The organism is uncultured Adlercreutzia sp., from assembly GCF_958431955.1.
Lineage (GTDB): Bacteria > Actinomycetota > Coriobacteriia > Coriobacteriales > Eggerthellaceae > Adlercreutzia.
Genome location: NZ_CAUASN010000020.1, coordinates 38,017 through 50,117, shown reverse-complemented (window position 1 = coordinate 50,117; position 12,101 = coordinate 38,017). Strand labels below are relative to the sequence as shown.

The following is a 12,101-nucleotide window of genomic DNA, read 5'->3' as shown; positions in this document are numbered from 1 at the left end:
AGCTTCTTGCCCATCGCACGGCCCAGCGTGTTCTTCGGCAGCATGCCCTTCACGGCATGCTCGATCACGCGCTCGGGGTGCTTGGCCATGGCCTCGGTGAACGTCTCCTGCTTGAGCCCACCCGGGAACCCGCTGTGACGGTAGTAGGTCTTGGTGGCAGCCTTGGTGCCGGTGACCTTGATCTTGTCAGCATTGATGATGATGACAAAGTCGCCGGTGTCCACATGGGGGGTGTACTGCGGCTTGTGCTTGCCCTTCAGAATCTGAGCGGCAGCGGTGGCCACGCGACCGAGGACCTGGTCCTCAGCGTCGATGATGACCCACTCGCGCTCAACCTCACCGGGCTTTGCATGATACGTCTTCACTGTTTCCTCCATTAACTTGCAGGTTCTGTCCGACGGGTGAAGCCTCCGCTCCTCCCGAGCGCTGCGGCGCGGGGCCGCCTCGCCTGGAAGCGCGGAACCGTCTTCCAGAGGTGTTTGTTTTCAAAAGTGCACAGCCCTTGGATGCCGGTTTCCTACGCCAGCACGCGGTGCTTCGGGCCTGGACAACCCTCGGCGGGTGCGTTTCCTCAAGCTCGTGCGTTTACGGGGCTTTTGAAAGCGAACTTTTGCATTCTCACCCGCCCGCGCGTATATGTCAACGGAGGAAGTCGGCGAATACCCACAATCGTCAAAACTTTCCCGATAAGAGGCATAAGCCCACTCGTAGATGCGGGCCACTCGCATCTGGTCCGGCCTATCGCCTAAGCCTGCGGCAGCTTGAAGAGAACCCCGGCGTTGCCCTCGGCGAAAGCGGGGGCGCCCTGCGCATCCAGCACAAGACGGTCGCTCAGCCGATTGCCGGGCAGATCGCTCCCGATAACGGCTTCAGGCCATACGGCGAGGTAGCCAACAGGGGTGCCGTCCTGGTATTCGGGCATATCGACGACGAAGTAAACGACGCCATTTTCCGCGTAATCCACGACACCCGTCTCGCCCCTACCCGCTATGGCCCCATCGCTGCTTACGGCCAGAGGCGTGAAGTCGAGCAGCTCGAAAACGAACTGGTCAGCGGAGAAAAAGCTCTCGTCTTTGGGAAAAGACGCCGCGTCTATTAGCATGCTTCCGTCTTCCGCCACCTCGCTGTTTTCGCAGAAGCGTTCAGCCGACTGCCGGAGGTAGTCGTCGTCTATCGACGAGCCGTCGGAGCGGGCCAAGCTCAGCACGGCATAGGTTCGTGCGCTGTCTGCTCCCTCCGTTAACGGCATGAGAGCTTCTCCCGATGTTAGGCCGAGCAAGGTGATGTCGAAATCGCCGACGTGCTGGGTCTCTTCGATGCGCACGCCCTCCCCCCGCTGAAACAGCTCGGCCACCCGCCCCTGATCGGCGCTATCGGCAATGCCGGCCAAATCCTCGAAGGAGACGATTGCGTAGGCCGTCCCCGAAAGCGCCAGGCACACGGCAGCCACAGCGGCCACCTTGCCGAAAGCACCCATCGCACTCAAGCGGGGCAGACGGCGAGACCTTCGTTCCGCTGGCCCGGCGATGCCTTGGGACCCGCACGCCTTTCGCATAGCCGCACAGGTTCGCTGCTCGAAATCATCGGAAACAGGTAGCTCGTCGATGGCAATGCGGTAGTCGTTCCAATTCATAGCGATTCCTCCTCAAGCAGGGTTTTCAGCCGATCACGACCACGAGCCAGCCGCGTACCCACCGTCGCCGAGGGCACGCCGAGCATGGCGCTCATTTCGCGGAGGCTGTAGCCTTCGTAATAGTGAAGGTGAAGCACTACGGCATACTTCTCGGGAAGCGCCCTTATGCAGGCAAGCATCTCCCGACCGCGCTGCTCGGCCTCGGTCGCATCATCCGCAACCGCGCGGGCCTCGTCAAGCGGAACGTTGAGTCGCGATTTGCGCCGGCGCACATCGCTTGTCCGATTGAGTGTCGAGCGAATGAGCCACGCCTTCTCGTGTTCGGGATCCGCGAACACGAGCTTTTTCGACATGAGCGTGCAGAACACATCTTGCACCGCATCCTCGGCGTCGGCAACGGAATCGAGGCGGGTAGCCGCCAAGCGTACCAGCATACGCCCGTACTCCCGCGCAAGTCTCTCGATGCGATCTTCTTCCACCATCGCCTCGCTCCACCCTTCGCTGCCGCAATCTTCACCTTCACCCTACAACACGTTTCAGCAAGGCGTTTGTTTTCGCTCTCAAGCGAAAATCTGAAATGGCTGGGCAGCATACCGCGCAATCGTCGGCCGCGCAGCCCCGAGGAAGCGCTGGCGAACCGAGGGCCTTTCACCCTCTACCCGGATGCCAGCAACCTCTAAGAGCTCACATTCCCCAGAGGAGGAGGCTGAACGCCGCGATGGCTGCAACGCCGAGGGCCGCGACCCGACGGCCGGTCTTCACCTCGCAGAAAAAGAGTGCGGCCAGATAGCCGTAAAAGACTATATTTACCGTCACATCTGCCACCTCGCGAGGCAAACCCCAGAAATGCATCCCGACCATGCAGAGCACAATGATCGCCGTTGCGACAACTGCGATGACAAGCCAGGGATTTCTCGCACTCCAGAACTCGTTGGTGTTCTCATGCTCGATCCACCACAGAAGACCTCTCCGCTCCGACTTTCCTTCGCTCATGGCCAGCCTCCTTCCCATATCGGGCACCCTCGGAATGGGTGACCTGCCGTTGATTATATCCCCTGCCTTCTTTCCCCTTCCGCCGGCAGCCCGTTCGTGCGGCCGCCGTTACCGCGGGATATGTTACCTCCGACTAACGTTTGGGCGGGAGGCGCTTCCGCAGGCGCGCGGGTTGGCGCACAATGGTGGGCGCTGTGTGAAACCTTGGGGTGTAAGGAAGCCTGCATACTATGGAAGCAATGTCGCCGTTCGCGTTCATCACGTTGGTCACGCTCATCTCCGGTGCCGGGGGCACGGGGCTCGGCGGCCTTATCGGCGCCCTGTTCAAGAGCGAGTCCAACCGCACCATCAGCCTGCTTCTGGCCTTCGCCGGCGGCGTGATGACCGCCATGGTGTGCTTCGATCTTCTGGCCGAGGCCGAGGAGGCCGCCAACCAGATCTACGAGCACGGGGTGCTGCTGGTGATTCTGGCCGTGGCCCTGGGCGTGGCCGTGGTGTATCTGCTGAACCACCTCATCGACCGCAAGACGCGGGCCGAGGTGTCGCACACCGCCGACGCGGCGCATCCCGACACCCACGACGACATCGACGAGCTGGTGCACGCCGACCACCTGAACATGCACAAGCGCCACCACGACTCGCGGCTGTCGCTGTTCGTGGCCGGCATCGTGATGGCCTGCGCCATCGCGCTGCACAACATCCCCGAGGGCATGACCATCGGCGCGAGCTTCGCCGTGTCGAGCGACCTTATGTGGGGCACCGGCATGATCATGGCCGTACTCATCGGCCTGCACAACATCCCCGAGGGCATGGCCGTGGCCGTGCCGCTCATCTCGGGCGGTACCGGGCGCGTGAAGGCCACGCTGCTCACGGCGGCCTGCGGGCTGCCCACGGTGCTCGGCGCATGGCTCGGCTTCTGGCTGGGCGACATCGGGCCTTTGGGCCTCACCCTGTCGCTCGGTTTCGCCTCGGGCGCCATGCTGTATGTGGTGTTCGGCGAGATCATGCCCGAGAGCTACCTCATCTACCGCAGCAAGCTGCCCGCCTTCGCCGTCATGGTCGGCCTGGCGCTGGGCATGCTCATGATCTTCTTCTAGAAACCCCGTCGCCCTGCGGCGCCGTCCGCCCCGAAAGGACCCCCTATGCGAGCTGTAGTGCAGTGTGTAAGCGAAGCCAGCGTGAGCGTGGAAGGGAACGTCGTCGGCCGTATCGGGCGCGGGTACCTGATCCTTTTGGGCGTGGGCCACGGCGACAGCGAGGCGCAGGCGGAGCGGCTCTGGGAGAAGATCCGCAAGATGCGCGTGCTCGAGGACGAAAACGGCAAGACCAACCTGAGCTTGGCCGACGTGGAAGGCGAGGTGCTCGTCGTCAGCCAGTTCACGCTCTTCGCCAACTGCCGAAAGGGCAACCGTCCCTCCTTCACCGACGCCGCCGCGCCCGCCGAGGCCGATCGGCTCTACGAGTACTTCGTCTCCCTCGCCCGGCGCGACGTGCCCCGCGTGGACACCGGCGTCTTCGGCGCCATGATGGACGTGAGCCTGGTGAACCGAGGCCCCTTCACCCTCTGTCTCGACACCGACAACCTGTAGGGCCGGTGGCGAGAGCGGCGACTGCGAGCCGTCCTTCGACAAGCCGTCCGGCAGCCGCGATACCGGGCGCCATTTTAGGGCCCTACCAGTAGAGCTTCTCGTAGATGAGGCGGTGGGACTCATGTCCGTGCCAGTCGCGCAGGGCGATGGTGCCGGCGACGGTCCAGCCCTCGCGGACGAGCAGGTCGCGCATGGGGACGTTGGCCTCGTACACGTCGCAGCACAGATTGTGGCAGCCGGCGTCGCGGGCGATGCGCTGGGCGGTTCCCAGAATGTAGGCGCCCACACCGCAGCGGCGCGCCGACGGCTCCACGTTCACCCAGTGCAGCGCCCCGTAGTTGCCGTCGCCCTCGGTAATCCAGGTAAGGCCGCGGCCCTCCTCGTAGGCCGCGTCGCCTTCCACGTCCACGTCGAACATGCCGATGATGCGGCTTTCGCCCTTCGGCTCTGGCGCCGTATCGCCCTCATCCACGCCGAGCCACGCGGGATTGCTCACCACCACGTACACGCTGCCGGCATCCACCGCGCGCAAGAGACGGCGCGACGAGGGATAGCGCTTCGTGCCCTCCTTCACGCCGAGCTTCGCCATGGTGCGGCGCCCGTCGGCCAGAAGCTGCTGCAGCCGCGGCACATCCTCGCGCGTGGCCACCCGGGCCGCGTAATAGCCCAGCTCGCTCGCGCGCCCCTGGAACACGGGCACGTTGCCGCGGGCACCGTCATAGCGGCCGGGCGGGGCGCCCTTGCCGCCTTCCGCAGCATGATCGGCGCCGCCTTCGCTCTCGCGCTCGGTGATGAGGAACACCATCACCACAATCATGGCGCAGCCGAGCACGTCCATCGGCGTGACCGTGGTGCCAAGCCACACCGCCGAGATAATGGTAGCCGACACCGGCTCCACGCAGCCGACGAGACCGGCGCGCACCGGGCCCGCATCCGCGATGCCCTGCAGGTAGAACAGATAGGCGGCGAAGGTGCCCACGAGCACCATGAGCGCCATGACGCCCACCACCGCCGGCGTTACCTCCACGCCGAGGGTCCACGGCTGCACGCCGGCCATGGCCACCGTGCCGCCCATGGCCATGGCCAGACCCGTCACGATGAAGCTGCCCCATTTCGCCAGGGGCTTGCCGGGCATCAGCGTATAGAAGGCCAGCGCCACGGCTGACACGAGGCCCCAGCCAAGGCCCGCCGGCGCGATGGCCAGCCGCGAAAAGTCGCCCTGGGTGGCGATGAGCACCGTGCCGCCGATGGCGAGCACCAGCCCCGCCGCCTCGCGCGGACGCGGCAGGCGCCGGGTACGCAGGCACACGTATCCCATGATGAGCACGAGGCCCGTGCGCTCGAGCACGGTGCCGGTGCCGGCGTTGGTGTAGGCGATGGCCGAGAGGTAGCTCACCTGGGTGAGCAGCACGCCCAGGATGGCGAACCCGGCGATGTAGGCGAGGCTGCGCCCGTCGCGCAGGGCCGCCAGCAGATGGCGCGGCTCGCGCACCAGGCAGATAGCCAAAAAGATAACGGCCGCCACCGTGAGGCGCACGGCGGTGATCCACAGCACCGGCACGCCCAGCTCGGCCGTGAGCATTTGGGCGCAGTTGCCCGAGAAGCCCCAGCAGATGCCGCCGAGCGCCGCGAACACGATGCCGCGCAGCACATGGCTCTCCCCTGTCGCGGGCGTTTTCGCGGCCGGCTTCTCCGCCGGCGCCTGCGCGTCTATCGCATTCGCGGCTGAGTTCGCGCCGGCTGTACCCGCGAGCGCCGCGTTCGCGCCCTCCGGCTTCTCGTCCATTGCGCCCCTCCTCCCGTCGCACCCAGTTTCCAAGGCGATTTTGACAGGTTGCACAATTCCCGTAAAGGGGCGCGGGCGAAGTATTCCGGCGCCTTAAGCCCAGGGGTCTTCCGAAAAGAGCGGCTCGGGCGGGGCGGGGCGGTCGGAATAGGGGTCGTAGCCGTCGTCGTCCTCGTTTTCCGCCCGCAGGAAGGGGTCGTCGGGCGCAGGTCGGCCGACGGCTCCCGCCGCCCCCGCACCTTCCGCTGCCTTCGCCTTCGCGGCCGCCACCTGGCTCGGCAGCGGCTTCACCACGATGCGCGCGTGGGGGTCGCGCGTCGGATCGATGCTCACCGCGACGCCCCCTCTTCCCCGTCGCGCTCGCCGGCGCGGCTGATGTCGTAGGGGGTCGTCTGGTACACGTAGTAGTTCAGCCAGTTGGTGTACAGCAGCTGAGCGTGGGAGAACCACGTGGCCGGCGGCTCGGCGGCCGGGTCGTCACCGGGGAAGTAGTGGGCCGGCAGCGCCATGTCCATGCCGCGGGCCACGTCGCGGTCGTACTCGGCCTTCAGAGTCTCGCGGTCGTACTCGGGATGCCCGAACACGAAGAAGTTCTGCGAGTCGGTGGACTTCGCCACGTACACGCCGGCCTCGTCGGACACGGCGATGAGCTCCAGATCGGGATGGGCCTCAATGTCGGCGGCCCGCACCTCGGTGAAGCGCGAGTGCGGCGCGAAGAACACATCGTCGAACCCGCGCACGAGCGGCGAGGTGCGCTTGGCCAGGGTGTGGGGGAACACGCCGAACATCTTCTCAGGCAGCGCGTGCTTGGGCACCCCGTAGTGGTAGTAGATGCCGGCCTGGGCGCCCCAGCAGATGTGGAACGTGGAATGCACGTGGGTCTTCGACCACTCCATGATCTCGCACAGCTCGGGCCAGTAGTCCACTTCCTCGAAGTCGAGCTTCTCCACGGGCGCCCCCGTGATGATGAGGCCGTCGAAGTGCTCGTCGCGCACCTCGTCGAAGGTGGTGTAGAAGGCCTCCAAATGCTCGGCGGCCGTGTTCTTCGCGTCGTGGCTCACCGTTTGCAGCAGCTCCACCTCCACCTGGATGGGCGTGTTGGAAAGCCGCCGCAGAATCTGCGTCTCGGTGGTGATCTTGGTGGGCATGAGGTTCAACAGCAGCACACGCAGCGGACGAATGTCCTGGTGCATGGCGCGATGTTCCGTCATGACGAAGATGTTCTCGCTCTCAAGGGCCGCCGTGGCGGGCAGCGCGTCGGGGATGCGAATGGGCACGGCTTCCCCCTACTCTACGGCGGCGAGGGCCGCATCGATGTCGGCGATGAGGTCGGCGGCGTCCTCGATGCCGCAGGACAGGCGGATGAGATCGGGGGTGATGCCGGCCGCTTCCAGCTCGGCATCGTTCATCTGGCGGTGCGTGGCGTTGGCCGGGTGCAGCACGCAGGTGCGCGCGTCGGCCACGTGGGTGGCGATCTGGGCCAGCTTCAGGTTCGCCATGAACGTCTCGGCCGCCTCACGCCCACCGGCCACGCCGAAGCTCACCACCCCGCAGCTGCCCTCGGGCAAATACTTCGCCGCCAGGGCCGCTTCTGCATCGCCCTCAAGCGACGGGTGGCGCACCCAGGACACCTTCGGGTGCGCGGCCAAGTGCTCGGCGATGGCGCGGCCGTTGGCAGCATGCCGGGCCATGCGCAGATGCAGGCTCTCCAGCCCCAGGTTGATGAGGAAGGCGTTCTGCGGCGACTGCGCGCACCCCAGATCGCGCATGAGCTGGGCCGTGGCCTTGGTGATGTAGGCGCCGCCCTGGCCGAAGCGCTCGGTGTACACCACGCCGTGGTAGCTCTCGTCAGGCTCGGTCAGCCCAGGGAACTTGTCGGCATGGGCCGCCCAGTCGAAGTTGCCGGAATCCACGATGACACCGCCGACGGAGGCGCCGTGGCCGTCCATGTACTTGGTGGTGGAGTGCGTCACGATGTCGGCGCCCCACTCGATGGGGCGGCACAGCACCGGCGTGGGGAAGGTGTTGTCCACGATGAGCGGCACCCCGTGAGCGTGGGCCGCCGCGGCGAAGCGCTCGATGTCGAGCACGGCAAGCGCGGGGTTGGCGATGGTCTCACCGAACACGCACTTGGTGTTGGGACGGAAGGCCGCCGCCAACTCCTCGTCGGAGCAGTGCGGGTCCACGAAGGTGCACTCCAGCCCCATGCGGCCCATGGTGTGGGCGAGCAGGTTGTAGGTGCCCCCGTAGATGGCCGACGACGCTACCACATGATCGCCCGCGCCGGCGATGTTGAACACGGCGAAGAAGTTCGCCGCCTGGCCCGACGAGGTGAGCATGGCCGCCGTGCCGCCCTCCAGCTCGGCGATCTTCGCGGCCACGGCATCGTTGGTGGGGTTCGCCAGGCGCGTGTAGAAGTAGCCGGCCTCCTCCAGGTCGAACAGGCGCCCCATGTGCTCGGAGGTGTCGTACTTCCAGGTGGTGTTCTGGTAGATGGGCACCTGGCGCGGCTCGCCGTCGCCGGGGCGCCAGCCGCCCTGCACGCAGGTCGTTCCAATGGATTCGGTCATGGGGGCTCCTTCTGTGGTTGTAGCGCGTCGCCTCCGCCCGGAGTGCGGGACGCAGGCGGACGTGCGGTTCCTTCTCCGTTTCGCAGTCCCCTATTATAGAAAGCCACCGGCGCGAGCGCCGCCGCCCATCGGCCACAGGGCGAAGAAGACGCTGTCAGTCAATCAGCTCAAATGTGGCGCAAAATGGCGTTTTTGGTGCACAGCCACCGCGATTTCCTTCACTGAGCGCGTTTTCCCGTACCAAAAACGGCATTTTGAAGCCCTTCTTCACCGCTACGCGCACTCACGACGTGCGCCTTGCACCATTTCCGCAATTTCGCGCCATTTTTCGCACCTACTTCCCGCGCACGGCGTCCGACGGATGGATGGTCATGCTTTGGAAGCGGTCGGCCATGTAGGTGTCGCCGAACTCGTGGTCGTAGAACTGCTGGATGGGCGTGTCCACCGGGTCGTGGGACAGGCGCATGTACCAGCAGTCGAGCGATTGCAGCGTCATGACGGCGTCCACCAGCATGAAGCAGGCCGCCACCGCGGTGAGCACGTAGCGCCAGTTCCACGGGATGAAGTTCACGAGCCGCAGCATGAAGGGCAGAAGCAGCTTGATCCACACCACGCCGAGCAGACCCCAGCAGGCCATGAACGGTAGGCTCGTGCGACCGCCGAACAGCGAGCCGGGCATGTTGGAGTAATCCCAGGCCACCGCGCCGAACGCGTACTGCATGAACAGGCTCGTGAACGCCTCGAAGCCGCCGCCGATGACCGCCGCCACGAGGAAGATGACAATCCAGTTGCTCTTGTGGAAGCGGTTGAGGAACACCGTCATGAGCACCGCGCCGCAGCCGTAGATGGGCGAGAACGGCCCGAACAGAAGTCCCGCGCGGTCTTGCCACTGACCCGGCACCACGAACAGGAAGTGAACGATCTCCTCCATGAGCAGCCCCAGCACGCTGGCCACCACGAATATCCAGAACAAGTTGAAGAAGTTCAGTGTGATGTAGCCCTTGCCCGTGGGGTCGCGGCCGAGGGTGCCGTCCTCGCCCTCCTGGTGCTCCCGGCGCTCGCGGGCCTTGCGGTGGGCACGGCGCTCTTCCAGAAGCGTGGGGTCAAGATAGCTCTGCAGCGCGATGGTGAGCACCAGCATGACCAGGTAGAAGACAAGATCGATGCTCATGCCCGAGAGCATAATGGAGCACAGGCCGCCCAAGATGAGCAGCACGTACAACCCATAGGACAGAAGCGCCGCCCAACGCCGCTGGTTGCGCAGAAGCCGCACGCCGAAGACGATGAAGGTCGCGGCCAGGGCCACGAGCACCGCCAGGTGCAGGAAGGTGACCACGATGGTGGAGATGCCCTCGCCGCTCATGGCGCCGGATCCGAACATGGTCACGGCGCGGTAGATGGCCTTGCCGATGCCGGGCAGCGCCGCGCCGGAGCCCACGATGAGCAGCACGCCGAACACGCGCAGCACCACGGGCAGCCGCTTCTTGTCGGTGGGGCTCGTGAACTCGGCGGCGATGGTGGCCGTCGTCTCGTCGAAGGCCTCCTTCTTCTCGGCCACCACGTGCTTGGCCTCGGCGACGATCTCGCTCGGGTGCTCCACAGCCTGGGCCACCTCGCGCGCATCCTCGGCGGCCTGGGCAATCTTCTCCTCAGCGGCTGCGGCTATGCGCTCGGGGTGCCGCATATCATCAAGGACCTCGTGCACCTTCTCCTTGTCGCGGGCCACATCGGCCGCCAGCTGCGCGCCGTCGTTGTGCAGCTGGTCGTGCCACTCCTGGCGCGTCTCGGCGGCGTCGGCCCGCACGTACTCGCCGGCCTTCTCCAACTCGGAGGCCACTTCGTGCTCGATGTCCCGCGCGCGCTTCCCGTCGCCCATGGCCGTCTCCCTTCTCATCCGATGCCGATTCCAGCATCAGTATAGGAAGAGACACACGCAACCATGACCGGCGCGCCCAACGTCTGCCAACCCGATAATCCCCCGTTACAAGCCGGTTGACAGCAAGCCAACGAACCGAGGGGCGCCAGTCGATCTCGTTGCCAAGGCCATGGAGTCGCCGGGCTGCGACGGATAGGCCCCACTATTTGACTGAAAAGGAAAAAAAGGAAAAAATAGGAAAGAAAGGAAAAATAAGGAAAGAAAGGAAAGCGGCATGAGCGTGCGCGATACCATTTTCGCTCCCTCCTTCGGGAATCGGCCCTCAATGCTCGTCGGCCGAAACGGGCTCATCAACCGAATCGTCGAAGGGCTTGGGTCGGCGCCGGGTAGCCGCGACCGCGCCGTTCTTTTGCTCGGTCAACGCGGAAGTGGGAAGACCGTTCTTCTCTGGGAGCTAGCTGATCGCATGCGGAAGACGGGATTCGTCGTCGCCAACCCCACCATCGTCTCCGAGGATCTTTTGCCGCGTATCGTGGAGAAGCTCGCCGACGATGCAGGCTCTTTCCCCAAACGCCAGGTGAGCGGCGGGAGCGTCGGCGCCCTCGGCTTTTCCGCGGGACTTCAGCTCCAGCAAGCGCCTGAAAGCGGAAAGAGCCGGCAACAGCAGCTCACCGAGCTGTGCCGCGAACTGACACGCAAGGGCAAGGGCGTGCTCTTCCTCATCGACGAGCTGCAAGCCAGTTCCACCGAGCTGAGGCAGCTCGTCATCACCTACCAGGAACTCGTCGGCGAAGGCTTGAACGTTGCCCTTGTCATGGCGGGACTGCCTGGCGCCGTATCGGCCACACTCAACGACAGGGTTCTCACGTTCCTGAACCGCGCACCCAAAATAACCCTCGAACCCCTTGCCTTCGGCGACATCGACGCCTTCTACCGCCAATCGTTCGAGCAGCTCGGCCTCGCCGTCGCCCCTGACTTGCGCCGCGACGCGGCAGAATTCACGGCCGGCTCGCCCTATCTGCTTCAGCTCGTGGGGCATAACATTGTGCGCTACGCCCAGCCCGACGGCAGGGTGACCACATCCTGCCTCGCCGACGCCCTCGCCACCTCCCAGGCCGATTTCGAGAACGACGTGTGCCGTACCACGCTGGTCGCCCTCTCCGAAAAGGACATCGAGTTTCTAACAGCCCTCGCCTGCGATGGGGAGGAGTCGTCCATGGGCGCTATCGCTGAACGTATGGCGGTGACACCCGACTATGCCCAGAAGTACCGGAAGCGGCTCATCGACAGCGGCACCATTGAGGCGGCGGGGCGCGGACGCGTGCGCATGGCGGTGCCTTACCTGGCCGCGCACCTGCGCGGGGAGCTCGACCTCTAGCGAGCCGGCGCTTCGCCCCACGTCCTTCCCGGGCTGGCGTCCCCGTCGGAACGGCGCCTCACCCCGCGACCATCCTGGAGATGGCGGCCTCGCATGCCGCCCTCGCCGATTTTGCGTCATTATTTCCCGATTTCCACCACAGCGGTGCAGTCTTCGAGCAATCTCACAAAGCGTCTTTTCCAAAACCCCAGTTCAGGGCCATAAGCGTCGTGCTCCTCTGCCGCGCTTGGCCGCCGGGGAGGCGGAAATCGGGAAATATCGCCGCTTTTTGCCGAA

The 12,101-nt window shown here is 65.2% G+C and carries 12 protein-coding genes; 3 read left to right on the top strand and 9 right to left on the bottom strand.

All coding sequences use genetic code 11. The features are described 5' to 3' along the window. The 4 genes from rplM to Q5064_RS07545 form a co-directional block, all read right to left on the bottom strand. Nucleotides 1-365 (bottom strand): 50S ribosomal protein L13 (gene rplM, locus Q5064_RS07560; RefSeq protein WP_302963532.1); only part of this gene is annotated, 365 nt, incomplete at its 3' end. A gap of 380 nt (nt 366-745) precedes the next feature. Further along, nucleotides 746-1,633: a hypothetical protein gene (locus Q5064_RS07555; protein WP_302963531.1), complete on the bottom strand. Its 888-nt coding sequence runs from the start codon at nt 1,631-1,633 to the stop codon at nt 746-748. Continuing rightward, nucleotides 1,630-2,115: an RNA polymerase sigma factor gene (locus Q5064_RS07550; RefSeq protein WP_302963528.1), complete on the bottom strand. Its 486-nt coding sequence runs from the start codon at nt 2,113-2,115 to the stop codon at nt 1,630-1,632. The genes Q5064_RS07555 and Q5064_RS07550 overlap by 4 nt, the downstream gene beginning before the upstream one ends. 202 nt (nt 2,116-2,317) lie before the next feature. Next, complete coding sequence (locus Q5064_RS07545) at nt 2,318-2,626, bottom strand: hypothetical protein (protein ID WP_302963526.1); 309 nt, start codon at nt 2,624-2,626, stop codon at nt 2,318-2,320. Between the two features lie 230 nt (nt 2,627-2,856). Between Q5064_RS07545 and Q5064_RS07540 the strand changes: the two genes are divergently transcribed. Continuing rightward, entirely contained in the window at nt 2,857-3,723 is an 867-nt protein-coding gene (locus Q5064_RS07540; RefSeq protein ID WP_302963524.1) for a ZIP family metal transporter, read from the top strand. A 45-nt stretch (nt 3,724-3,768) separates the two neighbouring features. Beyond that, entirely contained in the window at nt 3,769-4,215 is a 447-nt protein-coding gene (dtd, locus tag Q5064_RS07535) for a D-aminoacyl-tRNA deacylase (RefSeq protein WP_302963522.1), read from the top strand. A gap of 82 nt (nt 4,216-4,297) precedes the next feature. On the opposite strand, the gene Q5064_RS07530 is transcribed toward dtd, so the two are convergent. The 5 genes from Q5064_RS07530 to Q5064_RS07510 all read right to left on the bottom strand — a co-directional run bounded on the left by Q5064_RS07530 (nt 4,298) and on the right by Q5064_RS07510 (nt 10,447). Further along, nucleotides 4,298-6,001, bottom strand: coding sequence for a GNAT family N-acetyltransferase (locus tag Q5064_RS07530; protein ID WP_302963521.1), 1,704 nt, complete (start codon nt 5,999-6,001; stop codon nt 4,298-4,300). A gap of 93 nt (nt 6,002-6,094) precedes the next feature. Beyond that, nucleotides 6,095-6,334 carry a hypothetical protein gene (locus tag Q5064_RS07525; protein WP_302963519.1) on the bottom strand — a complete coding sequence of 80 codons (240 nt, stop codon included), beginning with the start codon at nt 6,332-6,334 and terminating at the stop codon, nt 6,095-6,097. Next, nucleotides 6,331-7,278 (bottom strand): homoserine O-succinyltransferase, encoded by a 948-nt coding sequence (metA, locus tag Q5064_RS07520; protein ID WP_302963518.1) that lies wholly within the window; start codon nt 7,276-7,278, stop codon nt 6,331-6,333. Before metA ends, Q5064_RS07525 begins: the two co-directional genes overlap by 4 nt. 9 nt (nt 7,279-7,287) lie before the next feature. Further along, nucleotides 7,288-8,571 (bottom strand): O-acetylhomoserine aminocarboxypropyltransferase/cysteine synthase family protein, encoded by a 1,284-nt coding sequence (locus tag Q5064_RS07515; RefSeq protein WP_302963516.1) that lies wholly within the window; start codon nt 8,569-8,571, stop codon nt 7,288-7,290. Nucleotides 8,572-8,905: 334 nt separating this feature from the next. Beyond that, nucleotides 8,906-10,447 (bottom strand): putative ABC transporter permease, encoded by a 1,542-nt coding sequence (locus Q5064_RS07510; RefSeq protein WP_302963514.1) that lies wholly within the window; start codon nt 10,445-10,447, stop codon nt 8,906-8,908. 274 nt (nt 10,448-10,721) lie between these two features. On the opposite strand from Q5064_RS07510, the gene Q5064_RS07505 reads away from it, so the two are divergent. Then, nucleotides 10,722-11,825: an ATP-binding protein gene (locus tag Q5064_RS07505; protein ID WP_302963513.1), complete on the top strand. Its 1,104-nt coding sequence runs from the start codon at nt 10,722-10,724 to the stop codon at nt 11,823-11,825. Nucleotides 11,826-12,101: the final 276 nt, after the last annotated feature.